Source organism: Paramylibacter ulvae, assembly GCF_014652655.1.
GTDB lineage: Bacteria > Pseudomonadota > Alphaproteobacteria > Rhodobacterales > Rhodobacteraceae > Amylibacter > Amylibacter ulvae.
Map to the genome: position 1 here is coordinate 36,360 of NZ_BMZF01000008.1, position 22,181 is coordinate 58,540.

The window sequence follows — 22,181 nt, forward strand, 5'->3', positions numbered from 1 at the left end:
TTTTTTATCGATCAGGTGGAATCCAATCTTCTTCTAATTCTGCATTGCCATGACGCAAGCGCAAGGCAAGCCCCAAGAGAACACCAACACCGATAGCGACAGTTAAGTCAGAGAAGACAGTGAGAACCAAGGTTAAAATGAGTAGAACCTTGTCGGAGGTCCGTGTCTGTACATAGCCGCGCCATTTGTGCGGTTCACTCATGTTCCATGCTGTCAGGATAAGCAATCCAGCAAGAGCTGGCATTGCCATTAACCCTGCAAGGGGTGCGGCTAAAATCATGATGAGTAAAATGGTTAAGGCATGAACGATACCTGCGACAGGTGTCTTGCCGCCAGCGCGCACATTCGTTGCGGTTCGCGCAATGGCTCCTGTTGCTGGCAGTCCGCCAAACAGAGCGGATCCGACATTGGCAAAACCTTGGGCCAATACTTCTGCATTGGGTCTGTGATGGCCTCCGATCATTTTGTCAGCAACCATCGCGGACAATAAGGATTCAATGCTGGCAAGGAATGCGATAATAAGAGCAGAAGGGAGCAATTCTATCATACGCGAAACACTGATGTCGGGAAGTGCCGGTATTGGTAGAGTCCTTGGTAATTCTCCAAACTGTGAAAAGATTGTGTTCACTGGCAGTGCCGCCACAACCACAACAGCCGAGGTCATTCCGACGGCAACGATCAGACCTGGAAATTTTGGCGCCAATCGCCTCAGCAAAACAATGAATATCATTGTCGCGAGCCCAATCGCCAATGCATGGGGATTTAGAGTTTCTCGCGCCGCCCAGAGAACATCAATCTTTTCTACGAATTCTGCTGGTACGTCTTCGATCGCAAGCCCGAACATATCTTTTATCTGGCTCGTTGCGATGATAACAGCGATCCCAATCGTAAACCCATTTATCACGGCCTCTGGAACATAGGCCACTAAGCTGCCGGCGCGACAAAACCCAGCGATTAGCATGATCAATCCCGCCATGAAGGTCGCCAAAACGAGTCCATCATAACCATGCTCAGCGATTACACCAAAGACGACCACGATAAACGCACCCGTCGGGCCTCCAATTTGTACTCGACTCCCCCCCAAGAGCGAGATTAAAAACCCAGCTACGATTGCGGTAACTAAGCCTTTTTCTGGACCTGCACCTGACGCTATTGCGATTGCAAGACTTAAAGGTAACGCGACCATCGCTACCGATACGCCTGCGAACAGGTCGCTGGCAAACTGGGTACGATCATATGTGGCTAGAGTTGTTAGAATTTTTGGCTTCATATAAAAATTTAAGACAATCGAACCTGAAATTGCAACTGATTATGAAGCACAGACTGTGACCAAACTGTCCTAATGAGTGGCGTCGTCCACCGCACTCGTACTAATTAATCTCTTATGGTTAAACTCACGCCAAAATCGTAAACTTTTTTCGACGGAAAGGTTTTTGACCCGCGTATGAGATTAAGCAACACTTGATGTTTAAACTTTTTGTACCGCTAAGGGGATTTTGCGTGAAACAACTCTTATCAATACTCGCAGGGGCTGCCATATTGATTGTGGCCTATGTGTTCACCTTTGGAATTCCTGATCGCATTGTGAAAACGATAGGATTTTCGGATTCCAACGAAACGACCGCTTCTTCGGGTGGGGGCGCAAACGGAGCGGCAGGCAGATCCGGCCGTGGCGGTGGTGCAACCACAGTGGTGCTTGCTCCATTAGAAGAGCAGAGCCATACACTCGTTCTACGCACAATTGGAAGTGCGACATCACTGAGCAATGTCGATGTTGTTACCAGCGATTCTGGTGAAATTGTTGCGGTGTCCATGGAGCCAAATGTGTTTGTAGAAAAGGGCGATGTATTGCTGCGCTTGGATGATCGTGCCCAGCGTTTAGCGGTTGAAATCGCTCAAACCGAACGCGATGATGCAAAATCCACAGTTGATCGATATACCTCTCTGCGTTCTGGTGGAAATTTAACAATTTCTGATGTTGCAGCCTCTGATGCCGAAGTTGCGCTACGACTTGCTGAATCAAATTTGGCATTGGCGCAGGTTGCGCTGGATGATCGCACGATCCGTGCCCCAATTTCGGGGACATTGGGATTAACGACATTGGAAGAAGGCACATATGTAAGTGCAGGTGACACTGTGGTTACGATTGATGATTCAACGGTTCTTATCGCGCAATTTGAGGTGCCTGAACGTTCAATCAGTTTGTTAGAGCGCGGAAAAAAAGTTCTTATCGGGACACCAACATATGCAGGGCGCGTGTTCGAAGGATCAATTACGGCATTTGATAGCCGCCTAGATAGTGTCACGCGCAGTGCGACAGTTCATGCGCAAATCGATAACACTGATGGTTTGTTATTGTCTGGCATGACATTCACGGTGCGGATGAATGAGGATACCGCACCCTTGCCCGTTGTGCCATCCACGGCCATTACGTGGGATCGAAATGGGGCTGGAATTTGGGTATCAACCAATGGCAAAGTGTCTCGCCATTCGGTTGCTATTCGATATCGTGAAGGCGACCAAATTTGGGTGGAAACAGATGTGCCACTTGGTGCCAGCATCGTTGCCGAAGGTGCTGCTAAATTGCGTGAAGGTGCTCAGGTTTCCGACGCGAATGCGACCGGAAAGCCAAATTCATGAGCCTAGAGAAAAAAATGCATCGTGCAGGGTTTGCCGACACATTCGTTGCCCGCCCGATTTTTGGTATCGTTATTAACCTGTTGATTATTGTCGCAGGATTAGCCGCGCTCAGCAGTGTTGACGTGCGCGAAATGCCAGATGTTGATCAACCCGTTTTATCGGTGCGCACAACATATGATGGTGCCGTGCCCGCCACGGTTGATCGCGAAGTGACACAGGTACTGGAAGACGCGCTCAGTGCGTTAGACGGACTTTCATACATGGAATCGGAATCAAGTTCTGGGTCCAGCCGGATCACCATCGATTTAACCGATGGAACGGATGTGAATGTTGCGGCAAACGAGGCGCGCGAAATTGTTTCCGAAACAACGCGATCCTTGCCAGATGATATTGATGACCCCTCCGTTAGCAAAAGCGACAGCAACGCAGACGCGATCATTCGATTGGCTCTCTTGGGCAATGCGAGTTTGGATTCACTTACCCAAATCGCAGAAGGTTTGGTTTATGAACGCCTGTCAACCATTGATGGCATTGCCGAAGTCACCGTTCGGGGTAACCGGTCGAACGAGTTTCGTGTCACATTAAACATGCCGTCCTTGCTGAGCCGTGGTCTCACGATTTTTGACGTCAGCGAGACACTGACGGATTTGCGAGACGACACACCACTGGGTGAGATCGAGAGCCAAAACCAAACGCTCGCCCTCAGTGTTGCCAGTAAAAATGTCACCGTTGAAATGATTGAAGCTCTGCAAGTTAATGCGACAACACGCATTGACGATATTGCTTTGGTGCAGCTTATTCCAGAAGACAGTAGCGTTTTTACGCGCGTGAATGGTCAAACCGCTGTTGGGCTTGATATTACACGTCAATCTGTGGGCAACACACTTGAAATTTCGCGCGCGGTCAATGTGGCGGTCGAGGAACTGCAATCAGATCTGCCCGATGGCGTAAAGCTTTTGATAACCACCGATGACGGCATTTTTGTCGAAGGGTCATTATCAGAGGTGGTAAAATCCATTTTGATGGCCACTGGGATTGTTGTTGCGGTTATTTTCCTGTTCTTACGGTCTGCGCGTGCGACGCTTATTCCTGCGATCACGATACCTGTTGCATTGATTGGTACGCTTGCGGCAATCTGGATCAGTGGTTTTTCTGTCAATACAATCAGCCTCCTTGCGTTGGTTTTGGCCACGGGGATGGTGGTGGATGATGCCATTGTGGTGATCGAAAATATCGTACGTAAACGTCGTGAAGGGATGGGTGCATTTGCGGCCGCGGCGGCGGGAACAAACGAAGTTTTCTTTGCCGTGATTTCAACCACCGCTACACTGGCTGCGGTGTTCATTCCGATTTCATTTTTACCTGGCCAAGCAGGCGGGGTGTTTTCCGAGTTTGGTTTTGTATTGGCGTTTGCGGTGACATTGTCATCAATAACCGCGCTCACACTCGCACCTGTATTGGCGGCATTGCTCGATCCGGGAAAGCCCAAGAAAAACCAAGACAACGAACCAATCGAGCGCAATCGTTTTGAACTTGGCTTTGATCAGATCATGGATCGCGCCATTCGCGCCCCATTGGTCGTGGTCTCAATTGCAGGTGCATTTGTGATTTTTGCCCTTGGTGCGGCATTTACATTGCCATCAACGGTTACACCTGCCGAGGATCGGGGATTTTTTTTGGTTCAGGCGCGCGGCGCAAGTGATACCACGGTGAACTACCTTGATAGTCAGGTGATGGACGTCGAAGAAATTTTGTCCAGCTATACCCAGACGGGCGAAATCGAAACGGTCCAAAGCATTGTTGGCGTTCGCGGCGGCACCAACGCATTTATTATCGCGCGTTTGCCAGATTGGAAAGATCGCGATTTTTCCCAAGGTGAACTGGTTGCAAAAATCAGTAAACAGCTCTCCACGGTTCCAGGATTACAAGTGAGTGCGCGTTCAACCAATAGTCTTAACATTCGTGGTGCAGGTAGCGGGCTTAGCTTTGCTGTGACTGGCACAAATGTAGAAGCAATCACCAGTGCGGCGGATGATCTTGTCGCTGCGATGGGGCAGGATGCGGCGTTCTTGAACCCGCAATTGTCCAATGACAGTGTGAATGCACAACTTGAGGTGATTGTGGATAACGTCGCCGCAAATGATATGGGGTTGTCGTCTTCAGAAGTATCGGCACTTGTAAGCGCACTTGTTCAAGGTGATGTTGCGGTAAGTGTGTTTGAAGACGATACCGAAATTGATGTGAATGTTGTTCCCGGTGGTCCACCGATTGATGATCCGTCTGATATTGCATCAATGTCATTGCGTTTGGATGGTGGTGCATATGTGCCGTTATCAACGATTGCATCGCTTGAAACCGTGGTAACGCAAGCCCAGATCGAGCGTCAAGGTGGCGCGCTTTCCGTCGCCGTGCAGGCCAATTTGGGCGAGGGGGCCGATATGTCCACGGCCATGTCGCGCCTAACAGACATTGCCCAGGAAATTTTGCCCGATGGAATGCGCATTGTTTTCACCGGAGAGGCAGCAACCTTACAAAGCAGCACCAACGCAATGTACACCGTTTTTGGTGTGGCACTTTTGGTTGTTCTTTTGGTTCTGGCAGCACAATTTGAAAGCTTTGCCAGTGCTGTTGTGATCATGATGACGGTACCCTTTGGATTGGCGGCGGCATTGTTGGCGATATCACTCACGGGCGGTTCGTTGAATTATTACAGTCAGATCGGTTTGGTGATGTTGATTGGGGTTATGGCAAAAAATGGGATTTTGATTGTAGAATTCGCCAATCAACTGCGCGAAGCGGGGCAGGACATTGATTCCGCCATTCGGAATGCGCTGAGCCTTCGAATCAGACCTGTGATGATGACGATGGTGTCCACCGCATTTGGCGGTTTGCCATTGGTTTTAACCTCGGGTGCTGGCGCAGAGGCCCGCGTGGCCGTTGGCTGGGTGATTGTTGGCGGACTTGGCTTTGCCACCGTTTTCACACTGTTTTTGACACCTATATTTTACCGTTGGATTGCCGTATGGGGCGCTACCCCTGGTGCATCCGCAAAACGTTTACAGACAGAAGTGTCTGTCCAATGAAAATGCGATCGACTTGAAATGTATCTCGTGTGATCATTTTGGCCGCGCCAAGTGCGTTTGCACTACAGTTGGACGTTGTTTTAACATCACCATAACCGCAAATATTGCCGGCAAAACGCGGTTGTGGACATCGTTCGCTTGGATATATTGAACGGATCATTACACATACTAAGGAAAAGAAATGTCAGGCAATAAATCCGTAATCATCGCCAGTTTGTTTTTGGGGGCAGGGATCGCCGCCGCAGGGTATTTTGTAAGTCAAACAACCCTAAATGAACGTACAGGTGCGAATACTGCGCGTGTGAAAGGCTTGTCCGAACGCGTGGTTCAGGCGGATACGGGGCGCTGGTTGTTGTCTTTTTCGAGCTTTGGTCGCGATGTGACACAGGTGACAGATGTTTTTGAACAAACCCAAGCAAAAAGCGTGCGCATTCATGATATTCTGACTGCGGCAGGGTTTAGCGATGATGAATTGCGTTTCACACCATTGCGTAAATCTGATTACACCGATCGTGATAACGAAGGCAAAATTATTGACCGTTATTTTTTGGTATCGGGGAGCATTCAAATCACCACGAGTGAGCCGCAAAAAATTGATCCCGCCCGTCAACCGATATTCGATTTAGCCAAAGATGGCATTGATGTCGCACAGGACAGCCTGCGATACGAATATACCAAATTGAACGACATCAAACCTGACATGTTGCGCGAGGCAACGGAAAATGCGCGCATTGCGGCAAATGAGTTTGCATCCAATGCGGGCGTTTCTGTGGGTGGTATTCAATCCGCGTCCCAAGGTGGATTTCAAATTGACGCCCATTCGGGCAGCACATCGGCATTGGATAAACTGGTGCGTGTGGTCACGAACATCACGTTCTACTTAGAAAATTAAATCGCGGTGTGCGGTTAAGTTCACCCTTTTCGATGACTTTTTGCATATACCAATTCACGCTGCTCATATTTCTGCTGTCTAACATTTGCATATTAATTCTCCTTTCGAATGCCGCCGTTACGCGGGTGATATATCCGCTGTTAAAATTAATTCGTCTTCGTCACTGCTTTCGACGGCAGCGCCCAAGCTATCGATGCGAATTGCAACCGTCGATCAGAACCAGTATTTTGGGTGATTGCTCACCGTTTTATAAAAGCATCTCCCAAGCGTGAATACAGTGTCCTATCAATGGCCCAACAGGGCAACGCCTGCCAATACAAACAGGGCAATAAACACAGTTTCCGCAATGATGAGCCCAATTGCCTGACCGCCGACATCAAGAATGCGTTTCAACGATGTTTTCATTCCTACCGCAGCAATTGAAATCAGCAATGCCCATCTGCTCAATGATGACATGATTTCAACAACAACCTCTGGAATAAAGCCAAGCGAGTTCAAAGTGGCAAATATCAAAAAACCTACCACAAATGTTGGGAGGATGGGCGGACGTTTGCCATCTGTGTTGCCATCTTCTGCGTGACGGCGGACAATCATCGAAATCACTAAAACGATAGGTGCTAACATGGCGACACGGATCAATTTGACCAGCGTAGCAACCTCGCCAGCCTCATCCGAAACAGAGAACCCAGCACCCACAACCTGTGCAACATCATGGATTGTACCGCCCAGAAATACGCCGGATACTTCGTCATTAAATTCAAAAATCTCAGTCAAAATTGGATAAGCGATCATCGCAATTGTAGACAGAACAGTCACCGATAACACCGTGAAAATAAGATTACGTTCGGAATGTTCGTTTTTGGGCAAAACAGCAGAAATTGCCATCGCTGCGGACGCCCCACAGATCGCGACAGATCCACCCGTGAGCAAGCCAAAGCGCCACCCGCGTCCTAAAAAGCGTGCGCATAAAATACCAAAAAACGTCGTCAATACCACGCCTGCAATGACAACTGCAATTAACCGAGGGCCAAGGCCGATCATCAACTCAACCGAAATACGTGCACCCAACAACGCCACACCGAACCGCAGCACCGTACGAGACGTAAATTCAATCCCAGGTTTACAGACGCCTTCTTCTGCGAGAAAGTGAAACGCAATTCCGAGAAGCAGAGCCATTAACATGGCGGGTGCACCATAGTGTTCCGATAAGAATTGAGCAGCGGCGGCAACGACGATGGATACAAGGAAGCCTCTCCAGTATTTTTGAATAATATCCATTGCACGCGAAAAGTTTGCCGTAGCTGTGTGTTCTAACATCATAGTAAGTCTCATCAAAAAAGACGCCCCCTCCTTGCGAAGGGAGGAGGAAGGAGGGGGCGAGGGGCAGCTGAAACAAATTTTGTTTCAGCTCGGGACAAGTTTAAGCGGAGCGGCGATTTGGCCGCATATCGCCAGCATCGATACCCGCGACGCTCACTGGTTTTTTCATCGCATCACGACGGAATGGTTCACCAAGTTCTTGGTTAAGCAAAACTTCGATAAAGGTTGTTTTTCCTTCTTTCATCTGTGCGGTGACAGCAGTGTTCAGCGCCGTTGTCAATTCTTCCATTGATGTGACGGCAACACCTTCAACACCACAAGAACGCGCAATGCCAGCATAGCTCACTTCTTGTGCAAGTTCGGTGCCAACAAAGTTGTCATCGAACCAAAGAGTGGTGTTACGTTTTTCGGCACCCCATTGGTAATTGCGGAAAATCACCATTGTGATCGCAGGCCAATCGTCACGACTTACAGATACCATTTCGTTCATCGAAATGCCAAATGCACCGTCGCCTGCAAACCCAACAACAGGTATATCAGGGCACGCAATCTTGGCGCCACAAATCGAAGGGAACCCGTAACCACAAGGTCCAAACAAACCAGGGGCAAGGTATTTGCGCCCGTCTTCAAACGATGGGTATGCGTTACCAATAGCGCAGTTATTCCCGATATCAGAAGAGATAATTGCATTTTTGGGTAGCGCAGATTGAATTGCACGCCACGCCATACGCGGGCTCATTTTACCAGGTTCACGATCGCGAGCGCGTTCATTCCATGATGTACCCGGATCGTCATCTTCGTGATCCATCGATGTTAACTCTTGCGCCCAGCGTGATTTAATGTCCGCAATTGTTTCTTTGCGTTCTTTGCGCCCTGCATCACCTGCATCATCGGAAAGTTGCGCCAGTAGGGCTTGGGCAACTTTTTTGGAATCACCGACAATACCAACTGATACACGTTTGGTTAGGCCGATACGGTCAGGGTTGATGTCCACCTGAATAATTTTGGCGTCTGTTGGCCAATAATCGATACCGTAACCAGGCAAGGTTGAAAACGGATTCAACCGAGAGCCAAGAGCAAGTACGACATCAGCCTTTGAAATAAGTTCCATTCCAGCCTTTGAGCCATTGTAACCCAAAGGGCCCGCGAAGAGCGGATGACTACCAGGGAACGCATCGTTATGTTGATAGCCAACGCAAACTGGCGCGGTCAGCTGTTCCGCCAAGGCCATTGAATCACCGATTGCATCACCCAGAACAACACCAGCACCGTTTAAAATCACTGGGAATTTTGCTTCGGACAACATTTTGGCTGCCTCTGCAACGGCATTTTCACCACCAGCGGGGCGTTCGAATTCCACCACCGCAGGCAAATCAATATCAATAACTTGTGTCCAATAATCGCGTGGGATGTTGATTTGAGCGGGCGCACTGGCGCGTTTTGCTTGCAAGATCACACGATTAAGAACCTCTGCCATACGCGATGGATCACGAACTTCTTCTTGATAGGCAACCATATCTTCGAGCAATGCCATCTGCTCGACTTCTTGGAAACCACCTTGGCCGAGCGTTTTATTGGCGGCTTGTGGTGTGACCACCAAAAGCGGAGTGTGATTCCAATACGCAGTCTTAATCGGCGTAACAAGGCTGGTAATACCCGGCCCGTTTTGTGCGACCATCATTGACATATCACCAGAGGCACGGGTGAAACCATCGGCCATCATGCCAGCATTACATTCATGCGCACAGTCAAAAAACTTGATCCCTGCTGCGGGGAATAGATCAGAAATAGGCATCATTGCGGATCCGATAATTCCAAAAGCATGGTCAATACCGTGCATTTGAAGCACTTTTACAAAAGCTTCTTCCGTTGTCATTTTCATTTTCATGTCTCCATTTAGTATGTGTAATTAAAGGGGGGGGCTATTGCCGGTCTTCTAAAATCATGTCACTTGCTTTTTCACCGATCATAATTGTGGGGGCATTGGTGTTACCCGAAACGATATCTGGCATGATTGATGCATCCGCCACCCGAAGCCCCGCAATGCCGCGCACACGCAAACGATCGTCAACCACAGCCATGTCATCATGCCCCATCCGACAGGTGCTGGTTGGATGATAGATTGTTTGGCTGATATTCCGCGCGCATTGGAGCAGTTCTTCGTCGGTCTGAGGATCATTATCGGGTACATGTTCGCGCACCACGAATGGGCTCAGTGCCTTGGTTCGGGTCATTGCGCGGGCAAATTTAACGGCACGGATCGCACAGAGCTGATCGGCGGTTGCTGACAAATAGTTCGGAACGATCTTGGGGTAATCCACAGCATTTGGCGAAGCAATATGAATATGGCCGCGGCTTTCTGGACGGAGCTGACAGACAGACGACGTAATGCCCGAAAACGGGTGCATTTCGATACCTGGTTTATCAGCACTAAGAGGTTGAAAATGAAACTGGATGTCGGGCGTTTCCAAACCTTCCATGGATTTAGCAAACACACATACTTGGCTCGCACCAAGGCTCATCGGCCCCTTTCGGAACAATGCGTAATTCAACCCAATTCCCATGCGTGGCACGAACCGATTGATTGCATCATTCAATGTTTGGGCGTTTACCTCATAGACAAGGCGTATTTGCAAGTGATCTTGTAGGTTTTCGCCAACCCCTGCCAATTCATGTCGTACTTCGACACCAGCATTGCGCAGGACATCACCGCGCCCAATCCCTGACAGTTCTAAAATTTGTGGAGAACCAATGGCGCCGGCTGATAAAATGACCTCGCCACCAGGATTCAACATTAACTCATGCGTTTGCCCTTTGCGCGAATAGCGCACGCCAACAACACGGCGCGTATCCGTTTGGTCAAAGATCAGGGATTCAGTATGTGCATGGGTGATGACCTCTAAATTAGGACGTTTCTTAACGGGGTTCAGAAATGCGCGCGCACTGGAACAGCGAAAACCATCACGTGCGGTTTGATGAAAATAGCTCACGCCTTCTTGTTCTTCACCATTATAATCGTAGTTACGCGGAACACCCATTTCCATCGCCGCTTCTATAAATGCCTGCGAGATGTCGCTTTTGGCGCGGATCATCGATACGGACAAACCCCCATCGCCACCGTGGTATTCATCGCCACCTTTTTCATATGATTCTGAGCGCTTGAATAACGGCAATACATCATCATATCCCCAGCCTTTGTTCCCGCGCTGTGCCCAACCGTCGTAATCTTGTTTCTGACCGCGCACATACAATAAACCGTTGATCGAACTGGACCCGCCAAGTGTTTTGCCACGTGGCCAATCAAGTGATCGTCCATTCAATCCTGGGTCGGGTTCAGATTTGTAACACCAATCCGTATTTGGATTGTGAAGTGTCTTAAAATATCCAACCGGAACATGAATCCAAGGATTGATGTCGCGGCCGCCAGCTTCCAGAAGAATGACCCGATTCGCGGGATCAGCGCTCAGTCTATTCGCAAGGACACAGCCTGCTGATCCTGCTCCAACTATCAGAAAATCGGCTCTTTTCTGCGCCATACGCGTTTCCTCCAAGCTTCAAAATATGGGATTCGAAATTTCCCTTGCGTAAGCCATCATTAATGCACTATTAATGAGACCACAAGTCTCAATAATTAACTTTCGGGAGGAAAGAAATGAGTACATCTAACAATCTGCGTGGTATTTCACGCCGTGATCTATTTAGGGTCGCTGGTAGATACGGTATGAGCTCAACGCTTTTGGCGGCGGGTAGCTTTGGCGGTGCGATGAGCCTTGCCAATCTTGGTCGTGCGGCTGAGTCAACTTATGAAAAACGCTTTTCAAAGCCGGCCAAACATACACTTAAATTTGGTGCATCTGGTTTTAATGCGCGAAATCTTTTAATTGAACGCGCTGGCGCATTGGAATTTGCGCGCGATTTAGAGAGCCGCACGGATGGCGAAATTCGCATCGAGTTCATTGGCGACAATCAAATCTGTGGCCAAACGTCATGCGTTGAGAAAACCCAACAAGGCATTGTCGATATTTATGCAGCGTCAACTCAGAATTCCGCAGGCGGCGCGCCTTATTTGAATGTACTTGATTACGCGTATATGTTCCCTGGCCGTGCGTCACAGTATCACTTCCTTTATAGCCCTGAATCACAACGTATTTTGCGTGATCCGCTTGAAAAACGTCATGGTTTAAAATTTTTGTTTAGCCATTGCGAGCTGCGCGGGATTCAATTGGGTCTTAAATACAAAGACGCGCCAACGGTGACCAAATTGGAAGAGCTGTTTGGCACCAAAAACCGTGTCACGGGTACACAACTTGGGCGAATTGCTATGCAAGCGCTGAATCTGAACCCCGTGCCTGTCGCTTGGGAAGAAACTCTTGATGGTTTGAAGCAAGGCTTGATCGACGGGGCGGAAACCTGGGCATCCGCTGTGGCATATGCGAATATGTCACCTGTTGTGTCACAGTCTGTTGATTTGAAATTCTTCTGCGGAACCGAGCACACTTCAATGAGTTCATCTGTGTTTGACTCGCTTGATGGTCATCTCCAAGACGCGGTTATGGAATCGTCCTACTGGGCACAAACCCACGTCCAAGCCGCCAACGAAGCCGCGCTTGTTAAAACGGTTGGTCATTCTGATCCCCAACTTCCTGGTACTGTGTTTGCAGAAAACAATGTTCGCAACGCCTTCTTGGCGGATGATCAAATCAAAATGGCCGAAGAGATGTGTTCACCTGAATTCCAGCCACAGCTTTGGGAAGGCTGGCGCGAGCGTTTGAATAAATGGGCAGGTGGTATTGATACCTATCAAGAAATCTATGACATTGCCCGTCAGGTTCCAAAAGATATGAAACCAGAAAATGTCGAACCCCGCCGTTGGTGGAAGGGTTAGATAAAAATAAAACTTAGGCGACCGACGTCATTTCGGCGTCGGTCAATCAATTTGTGTGGAATGCCAGAAAATTCTGGCTGACACGTCAGGGAGGACGTATGGCAATCTTGTCAGGAATCGGGGACATATTCAGTGCATTTGCATCTCAAGATAGCTTTGAAATTCGCAACGCATTGAAATCCGACGCAGCTTGGGTTTTTGGAACGATGGCAACGGCGATCAGCGGGTTGCTTGTTTTATGGATCTATAAAAAAGTACCCTTGTTGGATCGTCATTTGGAACGCACTATTATGGTTTACAGCTATCTTGCGATTGCGTTCATCATCTTTTGGGGCGTCATTGATCGGTTTGTATTTTCCAATCAACAGCCGTGGTCAACAACCATACCGCCGTTATTATTCATGATTATGGCATGGTTTGGTGCCGCATTTAACGTGCGCTTACGCACACATCTTAGCTTTTCTGAATTTAGAACCATTATGCCACGCGCTGGTCAAATGGCCTGTCTTATACTGGATGCGGTATTATGGTTTACGTTTAGCGTCATCGTTTTGGTGACAACGGCGCGCATGACTGCGTTATCGGCATCAAATTTTCAAATTGTTCTGGGGACAGACAATATAATGCAATGGTGGTTTTTGATTACTGCACCAATGTCATTTGTCTTGATGGCCGCACGTGTTTTTGAAAACCTCTTTGAGGATATTGCAAATTTCCGCAGCGGTCAGCCGTTGATCAAACAAGCTGTGATCGGGGGAGACCTGTAATGACTGATGGAACATTTGTAACGCTCATTTCACTTGGTGTGACCGTGCTCTTTATGCTCGGTGTGCCCGTTCTATTGGTCATTGCCTATTGGGTGATTGGTTGTTCATTCGTCCTTGGCCTCACGCTTGATAATATGGGTGCAGAATTGCTCAATGTATTTAACAAAGGTTTTGCACTGCTTGCGATGCCGTTGTTTATTCTAACAGGGGATTTGATCAATCAATCTGGTATCGCGCGGCGATTATCTGATTTTGCTTATTCCTGTTTGGGTTGGTTGCGCGGTGGGCTTGCCATGGCATCATTGGGTGCGTGCGGCTTGTTTGCCGCGATTTCTGGTTCAAACTCGGCAACAACGGCCACGATCGGTTCGATGTTGCACCCCGAAATGGTCAAGGGTGGTTACGACGAACGGTTCTCTGCTGCAACCGCCGCAGCGGGTGGTACCGTTGGGATCATCATCCCACCATCAATCATTTTCATTGTATATGGGTTTTTGCTGAACTTACCAATTTCGGACCTGTTTGTTGCTGGTATCGTTCCTGGAACTATGATGGTTGTGGGGATGCAGCTTGCCTGCTGGATCATCTGCCGTATCAATGGATGGGGTTATCTAATTCCATTGCAACTAAACCGCGTTTTGAAAACAGCATTTGGCGCTTGGCTTGGATTTTTCGCGATCGGCCTTGTTCTGTGGGGAATTTACACAGGTAAATTTTCACCGACAGAAGCAGCGGGTGTGACCGTTGGGTTTTGTATCATTGCAGGTTTAATAAGCCATCCATTGAACAAAATCATGGGGTCTGATCGTGATAAACCTGTTGCGGACAAAAGTTATCTTGAGATGTTCGTTGTTGAAGGATTCACTATTCCACAAATCCCGTCAATTGTCGTGCGATCTGCACAAATCAGTGGAATCTTAGCGCCGCTGATCGCCGTGTCTGTGGTGATGCAACAAATCTTGTCGTTGCTTGGCGCACAACAAACCATTGGCGATTTCGTAACGTCGATGGGTGGTTATTACGCTGTATTATTCACCTCGATGGTCATCGTGTTCTTTTCTGGAATGGTATTGGAAAGCTTGCCAGTCACGATCATCCTCGCACCAATTCTTGCGCCCATCGCGGCATCGGTTGGGATTGATCCAGTGCATTTTTCTGTGATCTTTCTTGTTGGTGCCTCTATCGGGTTCATTACGCCGCCTTATGGGCTCAACCTCTATGTGGCGTCTGGTGTAACAGGTGTTCCATACTTCCGGTTATTGCGCTATACAGTTCCTTACCTTGCAGCATTGATTGGCGTTTGGGTACTCGTAGCACTTGTTCCTGAATTTGCGTTGGCTCTGCTGCCAAACAGATAGGCGAGACGCATGCCCGACGATCACGTTTCTTCGAAAGAAAATCAAATCCCTACCAATCTTCGGCTTTTGATGATCATAGAAGAGATTGCAAAACTTGGGGTATCAGTTAGGCCAACCGATCTCATTCAGACGATTGGCCTTCCAAAACCGACCATTCATCGGCTTTTGCAAACCGCAGAAGCCGAAGGTTATTTGCAACGCGATATTGATGGGCGGTCTTATAGCCCTGGCGATCGATTGCGGGCATTGGCCGCTAACACTATATCATCAGAGCGCGTACGTACAGCGCGCCTGGCCATCATGAAAGGTGTGGCCGAGGAAATTGGCGAAACCGTAAACTTGGCCACTCCTGACCGAGAAGGAATGACATATCTTGATCGAGTCGAGACTAAATGGCCACTCAGAATACAGTTACCCAGAGGAACGCAGGTTCCATTTCATTGCACTGCAAGTGGTAAACTATATCTATCTTCCCTGCGATCAAATACACTCTCGGGTGTGTTAACTGCCAATCCTTTGAAACAGTTAACTGAACACACAATTATATCACCGGATGAACTTCGTGATGAATTGAGCAAAACCAGAGAACGCGGATATTCGACCGACAATGAGGAATTTATGATCGGGATGATTGCAATTGGTGTGCCAATACCAAGCCCCAATGGTAGACTTCTGGCCACATTGTCCACCCATGCACCAGTCATGCGCTGCTCCCTCGAACACTTGATGGAATATCTTGAGCCGTTGAGAAATGCGGCTGAGAAATTGTCAGGTCTCAATGAAGACCAATAGGCGTCAATAGCTTGAGAGCAATGTGTTTTCAGATTTGTTGATATTAGCGTACTCGCGAGACATTTTCTGTAATCTTCATATTGAAGAAGGAGGATGTTCCTTTGAATGATGATCAACGGGCAATTCGCCGTAAACTTCGTATTTTGAATTATGCCGCCGAATTTGGGTCTGTCGTTAAAACTTGTCGTTATTTCGGCATTGGTCGCGCGAGCTTTTATCGCTGGCGTGCAGCCTATCTCGAACACGGTGAAGCTGGCCTGATTGACAAATCACCGATCCCTAAATGGCATGCAAACAGAACCGCTCCTGAGATCGAAGAAAAGGTGGTTTACCTGCGTAAGAAATATCACCTCGGTCTGATCCGTATTTCTTGGTACATGGCGCGCTATCACGAAATACAAATATCGGATGCTGGCGTTTATCGTATTTTGAAATGCAATGGCTTGAATCGAGTTCATCGATCATATCATTGAAAAGTTCCCATTCCGTATTTGTGAAATCAGAACCCCCTTTCGAGCATCGCTTCGCAATACCCTATCGGGCGGCGGATAATAGTCATGAATTCCAAGCTAAGTTCCATTGGCATGTCGAAGACAAAGGCATTCGCCACGCATACATCAAACCCAGCTCACCGCAACTTAACGGAAAAGTGGAGCGTTCGCATCGCTCTGATCAACAAGAATTCTATCAATTGCTCAGCTATAAGGGAGATGTGGATTTGGAAGCTAAACTGGCCGAATGGGAGGCGTTCTATAATTTTCCAATAATGATAGTTATGTTAATAGTTAAGGTATTTCACCAATATCATTTGTGTTCTCACGCTACTTTCAAAAAACTGTGTTCTATCCCGATTGAAACTATCTCAGTGAAAAATTCGTGTATTTAGGAACACAAGCATGAAAGGGATAGATCAATGAACCGCCGTAAATTTATAATGACCTCTGCAATTTTACCATTTTCAGCAAACTTGGGTTTTGCATCTGAAGGCACATTTGAAATCACTCGCACAGAAGCCGAATGGCGTGCAATGTTGACGGATCTGCAATTTGCAGTGATGCGCAACGAGAAAACAGAGCGTGCGGGATCAAGCCCGTTGGATAAAAACTATGCCGATGGACAGTATATTTGCCGCGGCTGTGATTTGGCGTTGTATTCGTCAAAAACCAAATTTGACAGCGGCACAGGCTGGCCGAGTTTTTATCAAAGCCTGCCAAACGCGATCGGCACCAAAGAAGACAACACATTGTTCGCAACCCGCACAGAAGCACATTGCCGTCGCTGCGGGAGCCATCTTGGCCATATATTTGACGATGGTCCAAAACCAACGGGTAAACGCCATTGCCTGAATGGTGTGAGTTTGAAATTCGTAAAAGCTTAGTAATCTTTTTCGAAAAACACGCCAACACTGCTTGCGCCGGTTTCTTTTACGGAACCGCGCAAGGTGACGTTTTTATTAACATCAAGGTTGATTGAAACCGTGGATTTATCCCGTTCGGCGATGGTGACCGTGGTGTAAACATTTTCTGATAAATACTTACCTGCGCGAACACCAATATCGCCATCGTCATCAACCACGACATTGAAATCATCCAAATCCAATTTGCTACGCAGTTTGCTTGCAAATGCGATACCGCCCTTGCCGGATAATTCGCGCAAGCCTGATGCCAATTGGATTGCTTGGAATGGTGAAATTTCATTGAGGTTTTTGCCAAAAATCATATGCGATAATATTTCGTCCTCGGGTAATTCTGGTGTGGATTCCAAACTGATCTGTGGATCAGAAACCAATCCTGAAACGATAACCGAGGTGGTAAAATCGCTTGATGTTGTTGTGGCGACGACACGGATACGCGGGTCAAGTGACCCGATCATGGTCATTGATGCTTCGCTAAGATTAAAGCGTTTACCAAGAATATCCATGCGTCCACGAATAAGGTTAAACGCACCCGTTGGAACGACATTTTGCGTGGTCCCCATGAAACGAATGCGTCCACCTAATTCGGCATCTAACCCACGCCCGCGTACAAACACCCGCGATGGCGCGCTCAATACGATGTTTAATTTTATCGGTGCCACGGATGTGGTGTCATCGGTTTGTGCGCGCACAAGTCCTGCACGTTGGCGTGTTTGAAACGACAAATTAGGTTCATTCACATGCGCAATTTCGGGTAAAAAGGAAAGCGTTGGAATAAGCTGCGCCTTTAAATTCACTTCCGTATCCGACAGGGCAACCTGCCCTGACAGCGTCGGCCCGTTCAACGCGGGCCCGGTCAGGTTAAGCGTACCATTCAAAACAGTTGAATAAAAATTGCGATCCTTTTTACGGGCGTTATTGACGTTGATGTCTAAATCCACAGGAAACCCTTGGGATTGGTTCAGTTCGATGCGCCCATTGAGCGAAACACTTCCCCCCTGTCCCAGATTGGCCTGCATTTGGGTTTGGGCGGTGCCGTTGGAAATGTTGGTGGTTGATTGAATGTCGCTCAGCGTGATTTGTTGTGATGGAAAAACAAAGCTTGCGCCTGTGGTGGTGACTTGCCCAGACAATGCATCCAAACTTGGCTGGCCGTTAATGCTAACATCGAAATTTGCGTTACCGCGAACCTTGGCCGAATTTGCGGCCAAGTTCCGATCAAGCAACGCCAGCGGCGCATTACCGGTTGCGCGAATATCCCATGCACCAGAACCTTTGGGCACCCGCCCAGAAATCGCCGCAGACAACCCGCCAATACCCACCGTTTGCAGATCTACGAGGATATCATCCCCGCTCTGGCTCGCGCTACCAGTAAGTGTTAATGGTCCGGTCAAGGTTTCAGAAATGATCCTAGCGTTGTTTAATCGCGCGGACAAACTCGCTGATAAATCATCGCTACTGAGCTGGCCAGAAGCCTCGCCAGATAATTGTGGATTTACGATTTTGAGGTTTTCAAAACGTATTCCACCTTCTGTGCGTTTGGCAGACATGGAAAACGTGTTGCGTCCCGCGATAAACCGATCAACCGATGGGTTGTTTAACGACAGGTTGTTGCCCGTGATGTCCAATTCTAAATCAAATTCGCCTGTTAACAATGCTGTTTGACCAGTGGCAGTTATTTCGGTGTTACCATTAACAGGCTGGCCGATTAGCCCTGCAAACGCAGATAGATCTTTGATGGATGCAACAATGTCACCTTGTGTTAATAGCGCAGTTTCCAGCCCAGCGATATCGCCCTCGACGCTGGCACGAAAATTGCCATTTGATACTGAAAGATTGCTAAACGTGATGGGCTGGTCTTTGTTCCAAACAATATTTGCCGAACCAGAAACGCGTTCACCCATGGCGCGTGCCAAATTTGAATCAGTGTGTTTTATGCCATCCAAAGTGACATCAACATCAGCAGACAATAGCAAATCTGACGGTGATTTTTGCAAGAATGCGGGCGCAATTTTGCCACCACCGCTGATTTTTGAAAGTGCGACGCTCAATCCATCGCGCGACAAACCTGTTGCGGTGATTTCACCGCTCCACGGTTGTTCATTTGAATAAGCAATTGATACAGTGCCCGATTGAACAATCGTTTTCGCCCCAGATATTGGCAAAACAATTGGCGCACCTTGCGCATCGGCAAGACGAGCACGTAATTCGATGTTTGAGGGGGTGTAATCGGGAGCGAGTTCAAGTCGACCTTGTGCCGCGAGGGTCGCCGTGACCAAGTTAAATTCCGGCAAAGACGTCGAACCATCGGCGCGGCGTTCAATCAACCCTTTGAGTGTTGCCCGCTCGCCAAAAAACGGGCGGTACTCTTCTTGGAACAAAGGTGCCAAATTGCCGATCGTGTCAAAGCGAAGCGAAAGCCCGTCTTCTTGCCCGTCGATCCGCAAAGGAGAGGCCACAAATTGTCCGTTTATCCGCTCTACCCCATCCGTGGCCAAGGAAAGCCCCGTGGTGAAATTATCTTGTGGGCCTTCTCCGTTTAGGGTTAGCGCAAGTGCGGGCGCATTTGGAATATTCAACAGTTGTGCAACCAACCCATTTGCATTTTCTTGCGCGTCTAAATCCAAACTAATTGTTTGCGCTAGCCCATTGTAAATGGTGTTTAGTTCAAATTTACCTGATTTATCAAGATGTTCTGCCAAAAGTGACACATCCACATCACCATCAATTAATGTAATGCGCCCATCTGCTCGCAAACTGGCAGGTTGCCCCAAAACAGGTTCCAGCAAATGTAATTCAGTGGCGGACAGATTTTCGATTTCGATTGAAACGGGCAACTCGGGAATGCGAAAACTGCCAGATTCTATGGTGGTTTCTTCGCTGGCTGGGGTGCGTAGCACGGTGATTTTATCAGCGGCCAATGTTTGGACTTCGACGCGACCACGCAACAATGCGGATCGCGTCCAGCTCAGAGCGGCACCTTCGATATCAAGCCATTTGCCATCCGCATCTGAAATTTCAATACGCTCTATCTTGGCATCCGAACTGAATGTGCCCTGCATTCCAGTAATCGTGACGTTGAAATTTGGTGATGCGAGCGTGTCCTCGATCAACTGTTCAAGGTAAGGTTTTTTGTCAACCTGAGCAAAGCTTGGCACTGTCAGAACAGCCATGATAAAAAACAGAAATGCGCGAAAAATTTTCAAAACGCTTGCCCAATTCCGATGTAAAAATTGACATTGCTTGTTGATAGGTCATCCGCTGGAAATCCGACATCAACGCGAATGGGGCCAAGACCTGTTTCAAATCGTACACCCACGCCAACACCAGCATGGCTATCGCCACTGGTTAAAAACGAAGATGTGCTGCCGATATAACCATAATCTGCAAAGATTACGCCGCCCAAATTGTCACGAATTGGGGCCCGTAACTCGGTGCTAACACCAGTAAAGGATTTGCCGCCAGTTTTTTCATCTGTGCCAAAGGGTACGCCCAATACCTGGTAATCTTGTCCGCGTACCGTGCCGCCGCCGCCAGAATAATATAGATAGTCGGCTGGCAGCTCTTCTAAGGCTGGGCCATATACGGCGCCCAACTGCGTACGCCCGGCCAACACAAATTTATCGTCCGCACCAAACCCATGATATACCCGCCCATCGAACGCCATGCGCATGCCCGTGTATGATCTGTTTCGTTCATAAAATGGTTGCGCTTCGAGAGATGCGTAAATCCCCTTTGTTGCAGAAATTTCGCTGTCGCGACTGTCGTAAGTGACACCAAGCGGTGCACTTAGCAGGCGAAAATTTCGAAATCCAAAAACATCATTTGTGTCAATGTTGCGATACCGAACGCCTGCATATGTCGACAATCGGTCATTGATATCATGGTCAAAGTTCAAACCGACCGTATATGCACGAATGCTATAGTCAGGTTCGTCGTCACGTTCAAAGTTAAGCGAAAATGTTGCATCTGTGTCAGGGCTTAGTGTTGCAGGGCGGGTCAGGCTGACCCCGACGTTGTAATCAATGCCGTCGGTGGTTCCTCCGATGCCAGACGCCACGGCATCAAAACGCAAGGATTCCCCGCCACCTAACAGATTGCGGTGTAACCAAAACCCTTCCAGCGTTAATCCTTCATCGGTTGATATCGTCGCCCCTGCCCCAATGCGGCGTGGTTTTGCCTCTGCCACGGTGGCGGTGATGGGGATGGTGCCGTCAGGGGAAACTTGATCCGCTTCTGTTATGGCGACGGTTGTGAATGCCCCGGTGTTGCGTAAACGACGGCCCGCTGCTTCTAACTCCAGCGGGTCAAAGTTTTCACCCGTTGGCAAACCCGCGATTTTACGAACGCGATTTTCGCGCATCCGTTGATTGCCACGGATTATCAAGCTACCAAATTTTGCGATGCGACCAGGCTGGATCGTAAATGATGCATCCAGTGTATTGCTGGTGTGATCGGCGGTGATGTTTTGATCGGTAACTTTCGCGGTGGGGCGGCTGGCATTTCGCCATGCATCAATTGAATCATCGACCGCTTCTTGGATCACGGATGATTTTGCGACTTCGCCTGTTGTGAATTCTGGTGCCAATTTTGTGTCAGAAGGCAGCGGGCGCACTTGGGCGGTGCCAAATTTAAATGCGTCACCCTGTTTGATCGACACAATAGCAGAAGTAATTTCACCAAGTGTTTCGAATGGCGAAAGGGTTGCAGCCTCTTTTCCGTTTAGGGTGATGCTGATTTCTGCGCCGTAATACCCATTTTCGTATAATACGCTTAAAAATCGCTGATAATCCGATTGCGCCGCTGCCAAAATTTCGGTGCTGGTTTTGTCTTGTTCCAACAAGGCTTGACGTAAAAGGGATGTAAAACGGATGCTTTTCGAAATTTCTTTGCTAACAACAAATTCCAACCGTTCGCTTTGGGCAACGCTAAATTGCGAATAACCAAATGAAAATAAGGCGATACCAGTGGTAATTAACGTCAATGACGCACGCATTTGTTGTCCCTTCCATTGTATCGTATCGCGCCTT

At 48.3% G+C, this 22,181-nt stretch carries 14 protein-coding genes and 2 pseudogenes; 10 read left to right on the plus strand and 6 right to left on the minus strand.

Annotated features, from left to right (window positions below; all coding sequences use genetic code 11):
* Positions 1 to 4 precede the first annotated feature (4 nt).
* Complete coding sequence (locus IE094_RS12730; protein ID WP_189641091.1) at positions 5 to 1,270, minus strand: SulP family inorganic anion transporter; 1,266 nt, start codon at positions 1,268 to 1,270, stop codon at positions 5 to 7.
* A gap of 230 nt (positions 1,271 to 1,500) precedes the next feature.
* On the opposite strand from IE094_RS12730, the gene IE094_RS12735 reads away from it, so the two are divergent.
* The 3 genes from IE094_RS12735 (at position 1,501) to IE094_RS12745 (ending at position 6,615) form a co-directional block, all read left to right on the plus strand.
* Positions 1,501 to 2,640 carry an efflux RND transporter periplasmic adaptor subunit gene (locus tag IE094_RS12735; protein WP_189641092.1) on the plus strand — a complete coding sequence of 380 codons (1,140 nt, stop codon included), beginning with the start codon at positions 1,501 to 1,503 and terminating at the stop codon, positions 2,638 to 2,640.
* Positions 2,637 to 5,723 carry an efflux RND transporter permease subunit gene (locus IE094_RS12740; RefSeq protein ID WP_189641093.1) on the plus strand — a complete coding sequence of 1,029 codons (3,087 nt, stop codon included), beginning with the start codon at positions 2,637 to 2,639 and terminating at the stop codon, positions 5,721 to 5,723. Before IE094_RS12735 ends, IE094_RS12740 begins: the two co-directional genes overlap by 4 nt.
* A 181-nt stretch (positions 5,724 to 5,904) precedes the next feature.
* Complete coding sequence (locus IE094_RS12745; RefSeq protein ID WP_189641094.1) at positions 5,905 to 6,615, plus strand: SIMPL domain-containing protein; 711 nt, start codon at positions 5,905 to 5,907, stop codon at positions 6,613 to 6,615.
* A gap of 285 nt (positions 6,616 to 6,900) precedes the next feature.
* Here the strand turns inward: IE094_RS12745 and IE094_RS12750 are convergent, their stop codons facing one another.
* From IE094_RS12750 to IE094_RS12760, 3 genes are all read right to left on the minus strand, one after another.
* Positions 6,901 to 7,893 (minus strand): YeiH family protein, encoded by a 993-nt coding sequence (locus IE094_RS12750; protein ID WP_229802326.1) that lies wholly within the window; start codon positions 7,891 to 7,893, stop codon positions 6,901 to 6,903.
* Between the two features lie 142 nt (positions 7,894 to 8,035).
* The gene (gene xsc, locus IE094_RS12755; RefSeq protein ID WP_189641095.1) at positions 8,036 to 9,817 is read right to left on the minus strand and encodes a sulfoacetaldehyde acetyltransferase; all 1,782 of its coding nucleotides are present in this window, start codon (positions 9,815 to 9,817) and stop codon (positions 8,036 to 8,038) included.
* Between the two features lie 40 nt (positions 9,818 to 9,857).
* Entirely contained in the window at positions 9,858 to 11,471 is a 1,614-nt protein-coding gene (locus IE094_RS12760; protein WP_189641096.1) for a GMC family oxidoreductase, read from the minus strand.
* Between the two features lie 116 nt (positions 11,472 to 11,587).
* On the opposite strand from IE094_RS12760, the gene IE094_RS12765 reads away from it, so the two are divergent.
* The 7 genes and pseudogenes from IE094_RS12765 to msrB all read left to right on the plus strand — a co-directional run bounded on the left by IE094_RS12765 (position 11,588) and on the right by msrB (position 17,115).
* The gene (locus tag IE094_RS12765) at positions 11,588 to 12,820 is read left to right on the plus strand and encodes a TRAP transporter substrate-binding protein (RefSeq protein WP_189641097.1); all 1,233 of its coding nucleotides are present in this window, start codon (positions 11,588 to 11,590) and stop codon (positions 12,818 to 12,820) included.
* A 98-nt stretch (positions 12,821 to 12,918) separates the two neighbouring features.
* Positions 12,919 to 13,587, plus strand: a complete 669-nt coding sequence (locus IE094_RS12770; protein ID WP_189641098.1) for a TRAP transporter small permease — start codon at positions 12,919 to 12,921, stop codon at positions 13,585 to 13,587.
* Positions 13,587 to 14,945 carry a TRAP transporter large permease gene (locus IE094_RS12775; protein WP_189641099.1) on the plus strand — a complete coding sequence of 453 codons (1,359 nt, stop codon included), beginning with the start codon at positions 13,587 to 13,589 and terminating at the stop codon, positions 14,943 to 14,945. The genes IE094_RS12770 and IE094_RS12775 overlap by 1 nt, the downstream gene beginning before the upstream one ends.
* Positions 14,946 to 14,954: 9 nt before the next feature.
* On the plus strand, positions 14,955 to 15,737 hold the full coding sequence (locus IE094_RS12780; protein ID WP_189641100.1) for an IclR family transcriptional regulator: 783 nt from the start codon (positions 14,955 to 14,957) through the stop codon (positions 15,735 to 15,737).
* A gap of 143 nt (positions 15,738 to 15,880) precedes the next feature.
* Positions 15,881 to 16,108 (plus strand): annotated as a pseudogene (locus IE094_RS15635) (helix-turn-helix domain-containing protein); the annotation flags it as partial.
* Positions 16,109 to 16,111: 3 nt separating this feature from the next.
* Positions 16,112 to 16,497, plus strand: a pseudogene (locus IE094_RS15640) (integrase core domain-containing protein); the annotation flags it as partial.
* Between the two features lie 153 nt (positions 16,498 to 16,650).
* A complete protein-coding gene (gene msrB, locus IE094_RS12790) occupies positions 16,651 to 17,115 on the plus strand; it encodes a peptide-methionine (R)-S-oxide reductase MsrB (protein WP_189641101.1) in 465 nt (154 codons plus the stop codon).
* Here the strand turns inward: msrB and IE094_RS12795 are convergent.
* Together IE094_RS12795 and IE094_RS12800 are read right to left on the minus strand one after the other, a co-directional pair.
* On the minus strand, positions 17,112 to 20,324 hold the full coding sequence (locus IE094_RS12795; RefSeq protein ID WP_229802328.1) for a translocation/assembly module TamB domain-containing protein: 3,213 nt from the start codon (positions 20,322 to 20,324) through the stop codon (positions 17,112 to 17,114). The genes msrB and IE094_RS12795 overlap by 4 nt on opposite strands.
* 29 nt (positions 20,325 to 20,353) lie before the next feature.
* Entirely contained in the window at positions 20,354 to 22,147 is a 1,794-nt protein-coding gene (locus tag IE094_RS12800) for an autotransporter assembly complex protein TamA (protein ID WP_189641103.1), read from the minus strand.
* Positions 22,148 to 22,181 lie beyond the last annotated feature (34 nt).